The organism is Bacillus sp. RC242 (assembly GCF_044908245.1).
Classification (GTDB): Bacteria; Bacillota; Bacilli; order Bacillales; family Bacillaceae_G; genus Bacillus_A; species Bacillus_A mycoides.
This window is the reverse complement of sequence record NZ_JBIYCZ010000021.1, coordinates 1-16,979: the sequence shown is the minus strand read 5'-3', so window position 1 is coordinate 16,979 and position 16,979 is coordinate 1. Positions and strand designations below refer to the sequence as shown.

The window sequence follows — 16,979 nt, the reverse complement described above, 5'->3', positions numbered from 1 at the left end:
AAGGAGTGACAAGAATGATCACTAAAGCTGCTAAAAATGCGACTCGTAAGAAAAGACATGCACGTGTACGTGCTAAACTTACTGGTACTGCAGAACGTCCACGTTTAAACGTGTACCGTTCTAACCAACATATTTACGCTCAAGTTATTGATGATGTAAATGGTGTAACATTAGTAAGTGCATCTACTCTTGATAAAGACCTTGCTCTTAACGGTACTAGCAATACTGAAGCTGCTACGAAAGTTGGAGAATCAGTTGCTAAGCGTGCTGTAGAGAAAGGCGTTAAAGAAGTAGTATTTGATCGCGGTGGTTACTTATACCATGGCCGTGTTAAAGCTCTAGCTGAAGCTGCTCGTGAGGCTGGATTACAATTTTAATGGTCAAAGGAGGGAAAATTGATGCAACGCATTGACCCAAGTAAATTAGAACTTGAAGAACGTGTAGTTACGATAAATCGTGTCGCGAAAGTTGTTAAGGGTGGTCGTCGTTTCCGCTTTGCTGCACTAGTTGTAGTTGGCGATAAAAACGGTCATGTTGGATTCGGTACTGGTAAAGCACAAGAGGTACCAGACGCAATCCGTAAAGCTATCGAAGACGCTAAGAAAAACCTAATCGCAGTACCATTAGTTGGTACAACAATTCCACATACAATCAACGGTCATTTTGGAGCTGGTGAAGTATTCTTAAAACCTGCTGCTGAGGGTACTGGTGTTATTGCTGGTGGACCTGTTCGTGCGGTACTAGAATTAGCTGGTGTACAAGATATTCTTTCGAAATCTCTTGGTACTAACACACCAATCAACATGATTCGCGCTACTGTGAACGGATTAAGCGAACTTAAGCGCGCTGAAGATGTTGCAAAATTACGCGGTAAATCTGTAGAAGAGCTACTAGGTTAAGGAGGGAAAACAAATGGCGAAAAAGTTAGAAATTACCCTCACTCGTAGTGTAATTGGTCGTCCACAAGATCAACGTGCGACGGTAGAAGCTTTAGGTCTTAAAAAGTTGAATTCAACTGTAGTTAAGGAAGAAACTCCTGCTATTCTTGGTATGATCAACAAAGTTTCTCACCTTATAACTGTAAAAGAAGCTTAAGGATAACTCATTAATATAAGGAGGTGCCTGGGAATGAAACTTCATGAATTAAAACCTGCAGAAGGTTCTCGTAAAGTACGTAACCGTGTCGGTCGTGGTATCGGTTCTGGTAACGGTAAAACTGCTGGTAGAGGTCATAAAGGACAAAACGCACGTTCTGGCGGCGGTGTTCGTCTTGGCTTCGAAGGTGGTCAAACTCCACTATTCCGTCGTTTACCAAAACGCGGCTTCACAAACATTAACCGTAAAGAGTTTACTATTGTAAACTTATCAACGTTAAATCGTTTTGAAGATGGTACAGAAGTAACACCTGAATTATTGCTGGAAACTGGCGTTATCAGCAAGTTAAACGACGGTGTTAAAATTCTTGCAAGCGGAGCAGTAGAGAAAAAATTAACTGTTAAAGCGCACAAGTTCTCTTCAAGTGCTAAAGAAGCAATTGAAGCAGCTGGCGGATCAGTTGAGGTGATCTAATGTTTCGTACAATCTCCAACTTTATGCGCGTTGCTGAGATAAGACGTAAAATATTATTCACTTTAGCCATGTTAGTCGTATTCAGGATTGGCACGTTTATCCCAGTGCCATTTACAAATGGAGACGTACTGAAAGCACAAGATCAATTAAATGCCTTAGGTATCCTAAATACATTTGGCGGTGGCGCCTTGAAGAACTTCTCCATCTTCGCGATGGGAATCATGCCGTATATTACAGCATCCATCATCGTGCAATTATTGCAGATGGATGTTGTTCCTAAATTTTCGGAATGGTCGAAGCAAGGCGAAATGGGCCGTCGTAAACTAACGCAATTCACGCGTTACTTTACAATTGTTCTTGCGTTTATTCAGGGGTTTGGTATGTCAATCGGTTTTAACGGTATGGTAGGTGGGCAATTAATTTTGAATCCAGGTTGGAGCACTTATTTATACATTGCTACGGTACTGACTGCTGGTACTGCATTTTTAATGTGGTTAGGTGAACAGATTACAGCTAAAGGTGTAGGTAATGGTATTTCCATTCTTATCTTTGGTGGTATTGCCGCAGCGATCCCAAGTGTTATATCTCAAGTGTATCAACAACAGTTTCAAAATATCGGAGATCAATTGTTCATGAGTATCGTTAAAGTTGCATTGATTTTACTAGCTGTGCTAGCAGTTATTGTTGGTGTTATTTTCATTCAACAGGCTGTTAGAAAGATCCCAATTCAATACGCGAAGCGTGTAACAGGAGGGAATGGGAATCATGCTGGAGCACAAAACACTCATTTACCACTTAAGGTAAATAGTGCGGGTGTTATTCCAGTCATTTTTGCTGTTTCATTCTTAATTACGCCTCCAACTATTGCACAGTTCTTCCCGAAACATGATGTGTCGCAGTGGATTATTGCAAACTTTAACTATTCTCACCCAGTGGGAATGATCATATATGTTGCGCTCATTGTAGCCTTCACATATTTCTATGCATTTGTTCAGGTTAATCCAGAGCAAATGTCAGAGAATCTAAACAAGCAAGGTGGATATGTTCCAGGTATTCGTCCGGGTAAGAATACAGAACAATATCTAACAAAAATCTTGTATCGTTTGACCTTTGTGGGATCAATTTTCCTAGCAGCGATTGCAATCTTACCAGTTATCTTTACGAAATTGGGAAATCTTCCTCCATCTGCACAGATTGGTGGAACGAGTATGTTAATCGTTGTCGGCGTTGCTTTAGAAACAATGAAGCAGCTAGAAAGCCAATTGGTAAAACGCCATTACAAAGGGTTTATCAAGCAGTGAGTAAGTGGGAAGAACTGTCTTCCCTACATGCTCATGTACTGAGGGGGAACAAGGATGAACTTGATTTTAATGGGGCTTCCTGGTGCTGGTAAAGGTACACAAGCCGAACAGATTGTTGCCAAGTATAACATCCCTCACATCTCAACAGGAGATATGTTCCGTGCAGCTATGAAGGCTGAAACTGAACTTGGTTTACAAGCAAAATCTTTTATTGATAAAGGTGCGCTTGTTCCAGATGAAGTTACAATTGGAATTGTTCGTGAACGTTTAAGCCAAGAAGACTGTATTAAAGGCTTCTTATTAGATGGTTTCCCACGAACTGTTGCACAAGCATCAGCTCTTGAAGAGATTATGAAAGATCTTGGCAAAAAAATCGACTATGTTTTAAACATTAATGTGGATTCAGGGTTGTTATTAAAACGCCTTACAGGCCGTCGCATTTGTAAAGAATGCGGTGCGACTTACCACTTAGAATTCAATCCGCCAGCAAAAGCTGATGTGTGCGATAAATGTGGTGGCGAATTATATCAACGCTCTGATGACAATGAAGAAACTGTAGCAAATCGTTTAGATGTAAATATTAAGCAAACAAAACCTTTGCTTGATTTCTACGAGGAGCTTGGCTACTTACAAAGCATTAATGGTGAGCAAGGTATCAATAAAGTATTTGCTGATATCGATGTTCTCATCGGAGACTTAGCGTAATGATCATCTGCAAAACTCCTCGCGAGATAGAAATCATGCGAGAAGCTGGCAGGATCGTTGCTTTAACTCATCAAGAGTTGAAACAACATATTACTCCAGGAATTACAACGAAAGAGCTCGATCAAATAGCGGAAAAGACGATTCGAAAATATGGTGCTACGCCATCTTTTAAAGGATACAACGGATTTCCGGGGAGCATTTGTGCTTCTGTAAATGAAGAGCTTGTACACGGGATTCCAGGGAAGCGTAAGCTCGAAGAGGGCGATATCATCAGTATCGATATTGGTGCGAAATACAATGGGTACCATGGAGATTCTGCATGGACGTATCCAGTTGGAAACATTTCTGAATCTGTTCAAAAGCTACTTGATGTCACAGAAAAATCGTTGTATCTTGGTCTAGAACAAGTAAAACCAGGCGAAAGATTATCAAATATCTCGCATGTGGTTCAAACACATGCTGAAGAGAATGGGTTCTCGATCGTTAGGGAGTATGTTGGTCACGGAATCGGGCAAGACTTACATGAGGACCCTCAAATCCCGCACTATGGTCCACCAAATAGAGGCCCTAGATTAAAGCCGGGAATGGTCATCTGTGTTGAGCCGATGGTGAATCAAGGAAGACGATATGTAAAAACACTATCTGATGACTGGACAGTGGTAACGGTAGATGGTAAATGGTGTGCCCATTTTGAGCACACGATTGCTCTTACAGAAGCAGGATACGAAATCCTTACCACTTTATAAGTAGCTGGCTCTCCGGGATTTCAGAGCAGTGTAAAATGTTACTGATTTGAAGAAGGGAGAACTATTGAATGGCTAAAGATGATGTAATTGAAGTCGAAGGTACCGTTCTTGAAACGTTGCCAAATGCTATGTTCAAAGTAGAATTAGAGAATGGGCATGTCGTATTGGCTCACGTTTCTGGTAAAATCCGTATGAACTTCATTCGTATTTTACCAGGAGACAAAGTTACGGTAGAATTATCTCCGTACGATTTAAATCGTGGTCGTATTACGTACCGTTTTAAATAATATAGCACTCCGTAATCTTTAAGGAGGTTCGAGACATGAAAGTAAGACCGTCAGTTAAACCAATCTGCGAAAAATGTAAAGTTATTCGTAGACGTGGAAAAGTAATGGTTATTTGTGAAAACCCTAAACATAAACAAAAACAAGGTTAATCAGAAGGAGGTGCATTCAGAATGGCACGTATCGCAGGTGTAGATATTCCTCGTGACAAGCGCGTTGTTATTTCTTTAACTTACGTATTCGGCATTGGTCGCACAACTGCTGAAAAAATTATTACAGAAGCTGGTATTTCTTCGGAAACACGAGTTCGTGATTTATCGGAAGATGAATTAGGACGTATCCGTGATATCATCGATCGTATTAAAGTTGAGGGAGACCTTCGTCGTGAAGTATCTCTTAATATTAAACGTCTAATGGAGATCGGTTCTTACCGTGGTCTTCGTCACCGTCGTGGTTTACCAGTTCGTGGTCAAAACTCTAAAAACAATGCTCGTACACGTAAAGGTCCACGTCGTACAGTAGCAAATAAAAAGAAATAATAAGTAAAGGAGGTTGAACTAACAATGGCACGTAAAACAAACACTCGTAAAAAACGTGTGAAAAAGAATATTGAAGCTGGTATAGCTCATATTCGTTCTACTTTCAACAACACAATCGTAACACTTACAGATACTCATGGTAACGCACTTTCTTGGTCTAGTGCTGGTGCACTTGGTTTCCGTGGATCTCGTAAATCTACTCCATTCGCTGCGCAAATGGCTGCTGAAGCTGCTTCTAAAGTTGCAATGGAGCATGGTTTAAAAACTTTAGAGGTTACTGTTAAAGGTCCTGGTGCTGGTCGTGAAGCTGCAATTCGTGCTCTTCAAGCGGCAGGTCTAGAAGTAACAGCAATTAGAGATGTTACTCCAGTTCCTCATAATGGATGTCGTCCACCAAAACGTCGTCGTGTGTAATTTTTCTGTATAGAATTTTCCCTTTTGTCTATAATGGATATGATGCATTATCGAGAAATTTCGTACAGAAACATCGCTTGTTGTGCACAATCGGGAACTGCCTAAGGGGGACTTTCGGTTAAACAGAGGTTCTTCCTTTGTTTAACCGGGGTTTCGACGTTTTGAAGGAGGGTTTAGTTAATGATTGAAATCGAAAAACCGAAAATCGAAACGGTTGAACTTAACGAAGATGCTAAGTATGGCAAATTCGTGATTGAACCGCTTGAGCGTGGATATGGTACTACTTTGGGTAACTCCTTACGTCGTATTCTTTTATCCTCACTCCCTGGTGCCGCTGTAACTGCTATCCAAATCGATGGCGTTTTACACGAATTTTCAACAGTTGAGGGCGTAGTAGAAGACGTTACGACGATGATCTTAAACTTGAAAAAGTTAGCTCTTAAAATCTACTCTGAAGAAGAGAAGACGTTGGAAATCGATGTACAGGGCGAAGGTATTGTCACAGCTGCTGATATTACTCACGATAGTGATGTTGAAATCTTAAATCCAGATTTACACATTGCGACGTTAGCAAAAAATGCGCATTTCCGCATGCGTTTAACTGCAAAGCGTGGCCGTGGGTATACGCCAGCTGATGCAAATAAAAGCGAAGATCAACCAATAGGAGTAATTCCTATTGATTCTATTTATACTCCAGTATCACGTGTGACTTACCAAGTGGAAAAGACACGTGTCGGACAAGTGGCTAATTATGATAAGCTTACGCTTGATGTATGGACGGATGGAAGCATCGGGCCAAAAGAAGCTATCTCTTTAGGTGCCAAAATCTTAACTGAGCATTTAAATATCTTTGTTGGTTTAACTGACGAAGCACAAAATGCTGAGATTATGGTCGAGAAGGAAGAAGATCAAAAAGAAAAAGTTCTTGAGATGACTATCGAGGAACTAGATCTTTCTGTTCGTTCTTATAATTGCCTAAAACGTGCAGGAATTAATACTGTACAAGAGCTTGCGAACAAAACAGAAGAAGATATGATGAAAGTTCGTAACTTAGGACGTAAATCCTTAGAAGAAGTTAAACATAAACTTGAGGAATTAGGTTTAGGTTTACGTAAAGACGACTGAGGATTTAAACCCATCAACAAAGGAGGGAACTACGAATGGCATACAGAAAATTAGGCCGTACAAGTGCGCAACGTAAAGCTATGTTACGTGATTTAGCTACTGATTTAATTATCAACGAGCGCATCCAAACGACAGAAACTCGTGCAAAAGAACTTCGTTCTGTAGTGGAAAAAATGATCACTTTAGGTAAACGCGGAGATCTTCATGCTCGTCGTCAAGCAGCAGCTTTCATCCGTAATGAGGTTGCTAACGCTGAGACTGGTCAAGATGCACTTCAAAAATTATTCGCTGATGTAGCTCCACGCTATGCTGAGCGCCAAGGCGGATACACTCGTATTGCAAAAATTGGTCCACGTCGCGGAGACGCAGCACCAATGGTAATTATCGAGTTAGTATAATGATGATTAAAAGGGCAGGACAGTTCTTTTCAAGTAACTGGTCATGGCCCTTTTTTTTTAAGTATAAAAAGATAGGCTAACTTGGCGAAAGAAAGGGTGCCTTGTATTGAAAAAAGAGAAACTTCGGACAGAAAATATATCATTTCAATATCCTGGGGCAGCCTCTTATGCATTAAAAGATGTTTCGTTTTCCTTATATGAAGGAGAATGGGTATCTGTTATTGGACAAAATGGTTCAGGGAAGTCTACACTTGCAAAATTATTGAATGGCTTATTTTTACCGGAATCAGGGACAATCACTTTAAATGATACAATGATTTTATCAGAGGAAACAGTATGGGATGTTCGAAAGCAAATTGGGATGGTATTTCAAAATCCAGATAATCAATTTGTTGGAACGACAGTACAAGATGACGTTGTATTCGGCCTAGAGAACATCGGAATGCCAAGGGAGCAGATGATAGAAAGACTAGAACAAGCTCTGCAACTTGTCCGTATGGAAGATTTTTTAAATGAAGAACCCCATTCGTTATCTGGTGGACAAAAGCAGCGAGTCGCAATAGCAGGTGTTCTAGCACTTCAGCCATCTATTTTAATACTAGATGAAGCAACTTCAATGTTAGACCCTCAGGGGAGACGTGAAGTAGTAGAAACGGTCAGACAACTTGTTAATCAAAAGGGTATTACGGTGTTATCGATTACGCACGATTTAGAAGAAGCGGCACAGTCAGACCGTATTATTATTTTGAACAAGGGAGAAATATTAGAGGAAGGTACTCCAGAGCAAATTTTCAAATCCTCTCATATGCTCCAAGAGATTGGATTAGATGTACCTTTTTCGGTGAAAATAGCAGAATTATTAAAAAGAAATGAAATTCACTTGCAAAATACGCATCTTACAATGGAAAGCTTGGTGAACGAACTTTGGAGATTACATTCCAAAAAGTAGAACATCGTTATCAATATAAAACTCCATTTGAAAGACGCGCACTTTATGATGTAGACGTGTCGTTTCCAAGTGGGGGCTATTATGCCATTATCGGTCATACTGGTTCAGGTAAGTCGACGATGATTCAACATTTAAATGGTTTATTGCAGCCGACAAATGGTACGGTTCAAATTGGTGAACATTTAATTTCAGCAGGGAAGAAAGAGAAAAAACTTAAGCCGCTACGAAAAAAAGTAGGGGTTGTCTTTCAGTTTCCAGAACATCAACTATTTGAAGAAACAGTTGAAAAGGACATTTGTTTTGGACCTACTAATTTTGGTGTATCTGAAGAAGAGGCAAAACAAAAGGCGAAAGATGCAATCCAGCTTGTTGGATTGGACATAGAGTTATTAGCACGTTCTCCGTTTGAATTAAGCGGTGGGCAAATGAGGCGTGTTGCAATAGCAGGCGTACTTGCGATGGAACCCGAGGTGCTTGTATTAGATGAACCTACAGCAGGGCTTGATCCAAAAGGACAGCACGAGCTCATGGAGATGTTTTACAATTTGCATAAGGAACAGGGGCTTACAGTCATTCTTGTTACCCATAATATGGAGGATGCCGCTAAGTATGCAGATCAAATAGTGGTCATGCATAAAGGAACGGTCTTTTTGCAAGGAAGAGCAGAGGAAGTATTTTCATATGCTGATGAATTAGAACAAATCGGTGTGAATCTTCCAATGTCTTTAAAGTATAAACGTGCAATTGAAGAGAAGTTTGGTATTTCAATTTCGAAGGCTACCTTATCTTTAGAGGATCTTACTCATGAAGTTGTACAGGTGTTACGAAAAGGTGGTCATGAATCATGCAGCAGTTGATTATTGGGAGATATATTCCAGGTCAGTCACTCATTCATCAACTTGATCCTCGTACGAAGCTGTTGATTGTCTTTTTATATGTATTTGTTGTTTTCTTAGCAAATAATGCGATTTCATATGGATTTTTATTTTTATATGCACTCATTGCTTTATTTTTTGCAAAAGTGCCGATTCGTTATGTACTTTCGGGCTTAAAACCAATTCTGTGGATTTTTCTTTTTACATTTTTCCTGCATATTTTTACAAATAAAGAAGGGGAAGTACTATTCCAGCTTGGTTGGTTTTCGATACATGAAAAAGGATTAGAGCAAGGGATATACATTTCTATACGATTTTTCGTTATTATTTTAATGACGACATTATTAACGTTAACGACGACACCTATTGAAATTACAGATGGGTTGGAGACGTTATTAAAGCCGTTCAAGCGTATAAAAGTTCCTGTTCATGAAATCGCATTAATGATGTCAATTTCACTACGTTTTATCCCGACATTAATGGATGAAACGAGTAAAATTATGAAAGCACAAGCGTCACGTGGCATTGATTTCGCCGGGGGACCGATAAAAGATAGGATGAAAGCTATTATCTCACTACTCGTTCCATTATTTATCAGTGCTTTTAAGCGTGCAGAGGACTTAGCGATTGCGATGGAATCTCGTGGATATAAAAGTGGCGAAGGACGTACTAAATTTAGGCAACTACGCTGGAAAATAAGTGATACAGTAACAATTGTAAGCTTACTTTGTTTAGCTTGTATTTTGGCATGGGTGCGGTCGTAATGGAGAATAGAGAAATGGAAAGAATAAAATGTACAGTTGCATATGATGGCATTCATTTTTGTGGTTACCAAATTCAACCACAGCATCGGACTGTTCAACAAGAAATAGAGAAAGCATTGCAGAAGTTGCATAAAGGAGAACTTGTTCGTGTGCAGGCATCAGGCAGAACGGATTCTACCGTTCACGCCAAAGGACAAGTGATACACTTTGATACACCTTTGTCTCTTGAAGAGTGGCAATGGAGTAATGCTTTAAATACAATGTTGCCGGATGATATTATTATCAGGCAGGTAGAGAAGAAAACAGAAGAATTTCATGCACGTTACGGTGTCGAGAAAAAAGAATATCGCTATCGTGTATTATTATCAAAGACTGCGGATGTATTCCGTAGAAATTACGTATATCAATATCCATATCCGCTCGAAATAAACTCTATAAGAAAAGCGATTCCTTATTTTATTGGAACGCATGACTTTACTTCTTTTTGTTCGGCAAAAACTGACAAAAAAGATAAAGTGCGAACAATTTATGAAATCGAATTAATTGAGCAAGACGATGAATTAATTTTTCGCTTTGTAGGTAATGGATTTTTATATAATATGGTCAGAATTATTGTTGGTACGTTACTTAGCGTAGGTCAAGGAAAGCTTGATCCGGATAGTATTCCAGAGATTTTAGCGAAACAAAATCGCCAGTTTGCTGGAAAGATGGCTCCAGGTCATGGACTTTACTTATGGCAGGTAAACTATAACAACTAATCCTGGTGTAACATTTGCTTGACATTAGAAACTCAAAAGTATATCATAACATATGGTATTGTTTCTAAAACCACGATTAGCCCCGGAAGGAAATCGTGTTTAAGATAAACAATAGATTTTTTCTATGGAAAAGATAACGAGGAGGGAAACACATGCGTACGACTTTTATGGCAAAAGCTAACGAAGTTGAGCGTAAATGGTATGTGGTTGATGCTGAAGGTCAAACTTTAGGTCGCCTATCTACTGAAGTAGCATCCATTTTACGTGGTAAACACAAACCAACATTTACACCACACGTTGACACGGGTGATCATGTAATTATTATTAACGCTGAGAAAATTCATTTAACAGGTAATAAATTAAACGATAAAATTTACTACCGTCACACTAACCACCCAGGTGGACTTAAGCAAAGAACAGCTCTAGAAATGCGTACAAACTACCCTGTACAAATGTTAGAGCTTGCAATTAAAGGCATGCTTCCAAAAGGACGTTTAGGACGTCAAGTGTCTAAGAAATTAAACGTGTATGCTGGAGCAGAGCATCCACACCAAGCACAACAACCAGAAGTTTACGAACTTCGCGGATAATTAATTAAAGGAGGGCTTACTTTGGCACAGGTTCAATACTATGGCACTGGACGTCGTAAGAGTTCAGTAGCGCGCGTACGCCTAGTTCCAGGCGAAGGACGCGTTATTATTAACGGTCGTGATTTTGAAAACTATATCCCATTTGCTGCATTACGTGAAGTAGTGAAACAACCTCTAGTTGCAACAGAAACTTTAGGTAACTACAATGTACTTGTAAACGTAAATGGTGGTGGATACACTGGTCAAGCTGGTGCTATTCGTCACGGTATTTCTCGCGCTTTATTAAAAGCTGATCCAGAATACCGTCTAACATTAAAACGTGCGGGTCTATTAACTCGTGACGCACGTATGAAAGAGCGTAAAAAATACGGTCTTAAAGGCGCACGTCGTGCACCTCAGTTCTCAAAACGTTAATTTTTGCGAACTACAAACCCCAACCATTTTGGTTGGGGTTTTTTTATGTTTAATTCTTCTTTTATAATTTTTTTAGCTTGGAATATTTTAGTGCTACCGCCTCGCGTATGCTTCTTCTTTAGAAGTTTAGACTAATACGTATTAGGGAGGTTTATAAGTACTATGAATGTCATTGTCAGCTTACAAGAAAAACAAAAAGAAAAGCAGTTAAAATACGAGCGGAAGATGCTGCGAGAATTATCATTAAAAACATTGCGTTTAAATATTCGTGATGCCTTTCAGATGCAAGAACTTCATCGTCAGTATGAAGATTATTGTATTGAACTAGGGATAGAATCTTATTTATTAGGAGCGAGATACAGTAAATTTGGTTATCATGGTGAATCATTCTTTGATGTGAAATATAGGGCTTTAGAAGAAGAACAACAATTAACTGAAACGTTATTTCAATTTTTAACGAGTATGACTATACGTGAAATTAAGTTGCAAGACGAGGAATTGCTTTTTGAATCTTGCCAGCAGTTTATCGGCTTGTGGTGGCAGGAAGGGTATGAAAAAGGCGAAAGAAGATATCGATTAAAGCTACACTAAGACAAGCATAAACTTTCCTCTTGTCCCATATAAGTAATTAGAGGGACTAGCTGGAGGAGGAAAGGTATGAAGAGAATTCGAATTATCTCTTTTGCGCTCGCTGCGGTTGTTTTGTTTTTTTTAGTTAAACAAGAATTTCAAATTACAAAATCGTGGCGAGCTTGGAATTTACCCTTATCAGGGAAAGTGATTGTACTAGATGCTGGGCATGGTGGGCCAGACGGAGGGGCTGTTGGTGGAAAGGATATTGTAGAAAAAGATATTACACTTGAGATTACAAAAAAGGTACAAGATTATTTACAAGAACAAGGTGCTTTAGTTATTTTAACGCGTGAAGGAGATTATGATTTAGCTAATAAAGATACAAAGTCATATAGTAGACGTAAAGCAGAGGATTTAAAAAAGCGTGTTGAGATCATTAATAAGCCTGATGTAGACTTTTTTGCGAGTATTCATTTAAATGCCCTAACTAGTAGTGGATCTAAGGGCGCACAAACGTTCTACTATCGTTCTTCGATTGAAAATGAACGGGCTGCGAAATTTATACAAGCTGAATTGAGAACAAGCTTAGAAAATACGAATCGTTCTGCTAAAACAATTCCTCACGTGTATTTATTGAAGTATGCCAAAACACCAGGTGCTTTAATTGAGGCTGGCTTTTTATCGAATGTGAATGAAAGATATATGTTAAATTCGGAGAAATACCAACAAAAAGTAGCTGCTGCAATATATCGTGGTATATTACGTTATTTTACGGAAAAAGGAAATCCTCCAGAATAAGGAGGATTTTTTCGAGTTTCTCTCGTTAACGAAGTTTTCCGAAAATATGTTATACTGGAAATGTAAACGCATTTATTTCAAAAATAAAGAGAGATAAATTTAATTAACATTACGTTATTTTTTATACAGGGGGCTGGGCTAATTATGGTAACAAAAGAGCAGGTAGTGGAAGCATTGGAAGGGATTGTAGATCCGTTTATACATAAAACGTTAAAAGAAACAAATGCAATTAAAGAGGTGACAGTCAAGCCTGAGAAAAAACATGTAAGTGTTAAAATTGCAATTGTAAAGACGGGTACAGCGGAACAAATGCAGTTGCAGTCTGGAATTGTAAAGTTAGTAAAAGAACTTGGAGCAACAACAGTTGGACTTCGTTTTGCAGAATTTACAGAAGAGGAATTAGCTCAGTTTGCACCACCGCAAGAGGAAGAGAAAAGTGAATCCTTATTATCGCCGAACTCAAATACAACATTTTTAGCAGTGGCAAGTGGAAAAGGTGGAGTAGGGAAATCAACTGTTTCTGTTAACCTTGCAATTGCTTTAGCTCGTTTAGGCAAAAAGGTTGGTATCATTGACGCGGATATTTACGGTTTTAGTGTACCGGATATGATGGGTATAGAAAAACGTCCAATCGTAAGAGGTGATAAGATAATACCAGTGGAGCGTCTAGGCGTGAAAGTAATCTCAATGGGATTCTTTGTAGAAGATAACGCACCTGTTATTTGGAGAGGACCGATGCTTGGGAAAATGTTAAATCACTTTTTCACAGAAGTAGAGTGGGGTGATTTAGATTACTTAGTATTGGACCTACCACCAGGTACGGGTGATGTTGCTCTAGATGTACATTCGATGTTGCCGGCTTGTAAAGAGATTATTGTAACAACGCCGCATCCAACAGCGGCATTTGTAGCAGCGCGCGCTGGAGCCATGGCTTTACGTACAGAACATAGTATTCTTGGTGTTGTTGAAAATATGGCGTATTTTGAAAGTAAAGCAACTGGTGAAAAAGAGTATGTGTTTGGAAGAGGCGGAGGAGATAAATTGGCTACGGAACTCCAAACGGATGTACTTGGCCGAATTCCACTTCAACAACCTGATTGGAATAAAGAGGACTTTGCGCCGTCAGTATATGAAGATACACATACAACGGGTCTCATTTATCGTACGATAGCTGAGACAGTTATTGATAAAACAGCTGTCGCGCAAAAATAAAGTAGTAATGAGTGGACAATATATACATTGTCCACTCATTACTATAATTTTTATTATTGTTCTTTGTTCCCATCTTGAGAACCGCCTTCACCACCTGCGCCTTTCTTATCAGATCCACCTTTTTCGGCTTTTTGTACACCTTTACTAATGATGTCAATCATCTTAGCTTGGAAGAGTGGACTTTCGGCAGTTTCAGTTAGTACTTGCTGTAAATATTGACGATATTCTTTACTCTTCATTGTTTGTAACATAATTTTCTCTACTTCAGGATTTTTCATAATCTCTATAACACCTGATTGGTATTCAGGATCTTTTAGTAAAGTTTTCATTAAGTTTGTTTGTTCTTTTCCCATACTTTTAGCAAATTTCGATGAGAACTCAGGGTCTTTAAAGAGCTTTTCCCAGAATTGTTGCCCTTTTTCAGATACCAGTGCATCTTCAATCGTTTTCTTTACTACTGTTTCATCTAGTATGAGTGCTTGTTTCATTTTTTCATCAGTTAATACATCTTGGATCGCTTTTTTTCCTTGATCGGTTTTTAAAATATCAACAATCATTTTTTTTGTTTGATCATAATCAAGTTCGGATTTTGCTTCTTTTTCTTGTGCACATGCCGCTAGTGCTATAAATAGAAAAGAAGAAATCAAAACGAGCAGCATCCGTTTCATAAGTTGGAGCTCCTTTCAACAAAGTTCTCTTTTTTTAATATAAATCTCTTTAAGGAATTTATACATTAACATGGCTAGCTTTTTGAAATTGTCATTGTTACAATTTAATTAGAAATATAAGAATAATGGGGGATGTGTTGTGAATAGCCGCAAGTGGGTACGACTATTTTTTACGACGTTGTTTCTTGGTGGGATTAGCACAGTCTTTATTGGTTTTGTTTTAGAGTGGGACAAGTACGCTAAATTTTTTCAAAATTTCGACGGAAAAGAGATTTTAGCAATTTCCTTTTGGTTGATGGGCGTAGGGTTTATTTTTAGTGTTATAAGTCAAATGGGGTTCTTTGCGTATTTAACGATCCATCGTTTTGGATTAGGGATGTTTCGGTCATCTTCTTTATGGAATACAGTGCAACTGTTCTTTATTGCGTTCGTATTATTTGATTTCGTTTATTTAAGGTCAGTACTTGTTGCAAATGGGGAAGTTTCATTAGGGAATAACATACTTGTTGCTGGGATGTTATTTGTGTTTGGGGCAATTGTCGCTTATATAAAGAGTAAAGAAACGAATAAAAAAGCATTTGTTCCCGCTCTGTTCTTTATGGTTGTTGTAACAATTCTTGAATGGGTACCAGCGCTCCGGATTAATGATACAGATTGGTTATATTTAATGGTGATACCACTTTTATTATGTAATTCATATCAGTTACTTGTATTGCATCGTTTAATTGGACAAAAGAGTAAGTCAGCTTAATGAGGAGAGGGGATTTTTAATTATCCAGATTCTTATCGTCTGTAAATGCTAGGATAAAAAAGCTCTGCTATCTTAACAAAAGATAGCAGAGCTTTTTATGTGTGAAGGACCGTGTAGAAAGGAACTACTTAATATCTTCACTTTTTGTACTTGTGTTGGAAATAAGTTGTGATACAGATGTTTGTTCATATCCGTCGCTCTTTAATTTTTGTAAGAGTAATGGTAAAGCCTTATTTGTTTGAAGGGCAGAATCAGAAGCATGTAATAAGACGATATCTCCACCCTTTAAATTGCTAGAGACTGTGGAAATGATTTTATTTACGCCGGGATTTTTCCAGTCATTTGAATTGTTACTCCAATGAACGATGGTGTATCCGAGTGATTCCGCTATTTTAAGAGTTGTTTTGTTAAAATCGCCACTAGGTGGACGTAATAGCTTGACTTGTTTTACGCCAAGTTTCGTAAAAACATCTTGTGCCCGCAAAAGATCTCGTCGTATTTCATTTGCTTCTAGTGAATTGTAGGATGTGTAATTATAGCCCATACTACCAATCTCATGTCCATCTTTCATGATGCGTTCGACAATATCAGGGTGTCTTTCAGCCCATGCAGCAGAGAGAAAGAAGGTTGCATTCTTAATTTCTCTTTCTTTGAGTGTATTAAGGATTGGAATAGCTTTTTTGTCCCCCCAACTAATGTCAAACGTGAATGCAACTTGTTTTTTTGCAGTGTCCCCTTTGTAAATCACTTTAGGGCCAGTAGCAGTTGAAAAAGCAGATTCATGTGAATATGTTTTTAAAAAGAGTAGCCATGCTGTAAATAAGGAAAGTACGATTATTAAGCTAATGTGTTTAAATGTTCTTTTACTCGTAATAAAAAAGAAAAACATAATATTACGCCCCTTTGTCCAATCCTTTTCAGTTACATATATGCTTTAAATTAAAAAAAGAGAACAAGGGATTAATATCGTAAGTGGTGGATATAATGAGTGATAGAATTTTGTTTTTTGATGATACATTATTGATAATTGAAAATGAGTGGGGCGTTTATAGGTACACGTAAGGAGTTATTGGGGTGATAATTTGCTTGGGATTATGTTGACGAAGGAAGAGAAAAAAGAAATGGAATACATACTGAAGAGAGAGTTAGAGGAACTTTTATTTGATTTTGAAGATGAGCGTATACATAGCGTTGTAAAAAAGGCGATGGAAGAAAGGTATAAAATCATTTTTTGTTTATTTCGGAGAGTTGCTAATAGGGAAGAATGTATTCGTTATGTAAGAAAAAGAATTTTTTATTAAAAAGTATTGACGTTAAGAATAAGTATATGATAAATTAATAAACGTCGCTGATGCAGAAACGCAGAAAACGGCAAAAAAGAAATTGAAAAACTTAGTTGACATCGAAAAATGAAGATGTTAACATAAGGAAGTCGCAAATGAGCGACCAAGTAGTTCTTTGAAAACTGAACGAAACAAACAACGTGAACGTCAATTTTTATTTTTAGATGCTAGACAAACTAACTTTATTGGAGAGTTTGATCCTG

At 38.3% G+C, this 16,979-nt stretch carries 26 protein-coding genes; 24 read left to right on the top strand and 2 right to left on the bottom strand.

All coding sequences use genetic code 11. The features are described 5' to 3' along the window. The first annotated feature begins 14 nt into the window (after positions 1-14). From rplR to ABH957_RS26920, 22 genes are all read left to right on the top strand, one after another. Positions 15-377 (top strand): 50S ribosomal protein L18, encoded by a 363-nt coding sequence (gene rplR / locus ABH957_RS27025; protein ID WP_002009761.1) that lies wholly within the window; start codon positions 15-17, stop codon positions 375-377. 21 nt (positions 378-398) lie between these two features. Continuing rightward, a complete protein-coding gene (rpsE, locus tag ABH957_RS27020) occupies positions 399-899 on the top strand; it encodes a 30S ribosomal protein S5 (RefSeq protein WP_002063426.1) in 501 nt (166 codons plus the stop codon). A 13-nt stretch (positions 900-912) separates the two neighbouring features. Then, a complete protein-coding gene (gene rpmD / locus ABH957_RS27015; protein ID WP_001085231.1) occupies positions 913-1,095 on the top strand; it encodes a 50S ribosomal protein L30 in 183 nt (60 codons plus the stop codon). A gap of 33 nt (positions 1,096-1,128) precedes the next feature. Then, the gene (gene rplO / locus ABH957_RS27010) at positions 1,129-1,569 is read left to right on the top strand and encodes a 50S ribosomal protein L15 (RefSeq protein WP_002009754.1); all 441 of its coding nucleotides are present in this window, start codon (positions 1,129-1,131) and stop codon (positions 1,567-1,569) included. Beyond that, a complete protein-coding gene (gene secY, locus ABH957_RS27005) occupies positions 1,569-2,870 on the top strand; it encodes a preprotein translocase subunit SecY (protein WP_002124688.1) in 1,302 nt (433 codons plus the stop codon). The genes rplO and secY overlap by 1 nt, the downstream gene beginning before the upstream one ends. 54 nt (positions 2,871-2,924) lie before the next feature. Continuing rightward, positions 2,925-3,575 (top strand): adenylate kinase, encoded by a 651-nt coding sequence (locus tag ABH957_RS27000; RefSeq protein WP_404512603.1) that lies wholly within the window; start codon positions 2,925-2,927, stop codon positions 3,573-3,575. Beyond that, a complete protein-coding gene (gene map / locus ABH957_RS26995) occupies positions 3,575-4,321 on the top strand; it encodes a type I methionyl aminopeptidase (RefSeq protein ID WP_113938447.1) in 747 nt (248 codons plus the stop codon). The genes ABH957_RS27000 and map overlap by 1 nt, the downstream gene beginning before the upstream one ends. A gap of 68 nt (positions 4,322-4,389) precedes the next feature. Continuing rightward, positions 4,390-4,608 (top strand): translation initiation factor IF-1, encoded by a 219-nt coding sequence (gene infA / locus ABH957_RS26990; RefSeq protein ID WP_001029884.1) that lies wholly within the window; start codon positions 4,390-4,392, stop codon positions 4,606-4,608. A 35-nt stretch (positions 4,609-4,643) separates the two neighbouring features. Beyond that, positions 4,644-4,757, top strand: coding sequence for a 50S ribosomal protein L36 (gene rpmJ, locus ABH957_RS26985; protein WP_000868344.1), 114 nt, complete (start codon positions 4,644-4,646; stop codon positions 4,755-4,757). A gap of 21 nt (positions 4,758-4,778) precedes the next feature. After that, positions 4,779-5,144, top strand: a complete 366-nt coding sequence (gene rpsM, locus ABH957_RS26980) for a 30S ribosomal protein S13 (protein WP_002063431.1) — start codon at positions 4,779-4,781, stop codon at positions 5,142-5,144. A gap of 24 nt (positions 5,145-5,168) precedes the next feature. Continuing rightward, positions 5,169-5,558, top strand: a complete 390-nt coding sequence (rpsK, locus tag ABH957_RS26975; RefSeq protein ID WP_002009745.1) for a 30S ribosomal protein S11 — start codon at positions 5,169-5,171, stop codon at positions 5,556-5,558. A 180-nt stretch (positions 5,559-5,738) separates the two neighbouring features. Next, complete coding sequence (locus tag ABH957_RS26970) at positions 5,739-6,683, top strand: DNA-directed RNA polymerase subunit alpha (protein WP_002009743.1); 945 nt, start codon at positions 5,739-5,741, stop codon at positions 6,681-6,683. Positions 6,684-6,718: 35 nt separating this feature from the next. Next, entirely contained in the window at positions 6,719-7,081 is a 363-nt protein-coding gene (gene rplQ / locus ABH957_RS26965) for a 50S ribosomal protein L17 (RefSeq protein WP_000331490.1), read from the top strand. A gap of 106 nt (positions 7,082-7,187) precedes the next feature. Further along, a complete protein-coding gene (locus ABH957_RS26960) occupies positions 7,188-8,030 on the top strand; it encodes an energy-coupling factor ABC transporter ATP-binding protein (protein ID WP_002139935.1) in 843 nt (280 codons plus the stop codon). Continuing rightward, on the top strand, positions 8,006-8,887 hold the full coding sequence (locus ABH957_RS26955) for an energy-coupling factor ABC transporter ATP-binding protein (RefSeq protein ID WP_404512601.1): 882 nt from the start codon (positions 8,006-8,008) through the stop codon (positions 8,885-8,887). The genes ABH957_RS26960 and ABH957_RS26955 overlap by 25 nt, the downstream gene beginning before the upstream one ends. Beyond that, positions 8,875-9,669, top strand: coding sequence for an energy-coupling factor transporter transmembrane component T family protein (locus ABH957_RS26950; protein ID WP_002124692.1), 795 nt, complete (start codon positions 8,875-8,877; stop codon positions 9,667-9,669). The genes ABH957_RS26955 and ABH957_RS26950 overlap by 13 nt, the downstream gene beginning before the upstream one ends. 14 nt (positions 9,670-9,683) lie before the next feature. Then, on the top strand, positions 9,684-10,427 hold the full coding sequence (gene truA / locus ABH957_RS26945; protein WP_002124694.1) for a tRNA pseudouridine(38-40) synthase TruA: 744 nt from the start codon (positions 9,684-9,686) through the stop codon (positions 10,425-10,427). A 152-nt stretch (positions 10,428-10,579) separates the two neighbouring features. Then, positions 10,580-11,017 carry a 50S ribosomal protein L13 gene (gene rplM / locus ABH957_RS26940; RefSeq protein WP_002029337.1) on the top strand — a complete coding sequence of 146 codons (438 nt, stop codon included), beginning with the start codon at positions 10,580-10,582 and terminating at the stop codon, positions 11,015-11,017. 21 nt (positions 11,018-11,038) lie between these two features. Further along, a complete protein-coding gene (gene rpsI, locus ABH957_RS26935) occupies positions 11,039-11,431 on the top strand; it encodes a 30S ribosomal protein S9 (RefSeq protein ID WP_002009728.1) in 393 nt (130 codons plus the stop codon). Positions 11,432-11,593: 162 nt separating this feature from the next. Then, positions 11,594-12,022: a DUF2521 family protein gene (locus ABH957_RS26930; RefSeq protein WP_002029335.1), complete on the top strand. Its 429-nt coding sequence runs from the start codon at positions 11,594-11,596 to the stop codon at positions 12,020-12,022. Between the two features lie 66 nt (positions 12,023-12,088). Next, positions 12,089-12,802: an N-acetylmuramoyl-L-alanine amidase CwlD gene (gene cwlD / locus ABH957_RS26925; protein WP_002009721.1), complete on the top strand. Its 714-nt coding sequence runs from the start codon at positions 12,089-12,091 to the stop codon at positions 12,800-12,802. A gap of 144 nt (positions 12,803-12,946) precedes the next feature. Further along, the gene (locus ABH957_RS26920) at positions 12,947-14,014 is read left to right on the top strand and encodes an Mrp/NBP35 family ATP-binding protein (RefSeq protein WP_404512599.1); all 1,068 of its coding nucleotides are present in this window, start codon (positions 12,947-12,949) and stop codon (positions 14,012-14,014) included. A gap of 53 nt (positions 14,015-14,067) precedes the next feature. On the opposite strand, the gene gerD is transcribed toward ABH957_RS26920, so the two are convergent. Further along, complete coding sequence (gerD, locus tag ABH957_RS26915; protein ID WP_002009716.1) at positions 14,068-14,682, bottom strand: spore germination lipoprotein GerD; 615 nt, start codon at positions 14,680-14,682, stop codon at positions 14,068-14,070. A gap of 139 nt (positions 14,683-14,821) precedes the next feature. Between gerD and kbaA the strand changes: the two genes are divergently transcribed. Continuing rightward, positions 14,822-15,433 carry a KinB signaling pathway activation protein KbaA gene (gene kbaA / locus ABH957_RS26910; protein ID WP_002124701.1) on the top strand — a complete coding sequence of 204 codons (612 nt, stop codon included), beginning with the start codon at positions 14,822-14,824 and terminating at the stop codon, positions 15,431-15,433. A 124-nt stretch (positions 15,434-15,557) separates the two neighbouring features. Here the strand turns inward: kbaA and pdaB are convergent, their stop codons facing one another. After that, a complete protein-coding gene (pdaB, locus tag ABH957_RS26905; RefSeq protein ID WP_113938444.1) occupies positions 15,558-16,322 on the bottom strand; it encodes a polysaccharide deacetylase family sporulation protein PdaB in 765 nt (254 codons plus the stop codon). Positions 16,323-16,515: 193 nt separating this feature from the next. On the opposite strand from pdaB, the gene ABH957_RS26900 reads away from it, so the two are divergent. Beyond that, the gene (locus tag ABH957_RS26900; RefSeq protein WP_002139933.1) at positions 16,516-16,734 is read left to right on the top strand and encodes a hypothetical protein; all 219 of its coding nucleotides are present in this window, start codon (positions 16,516-16,518) and stop codon (positions 16,732-16,734) included. Positions 16,735-16,979: the final 245 nt, after the last annotated feature.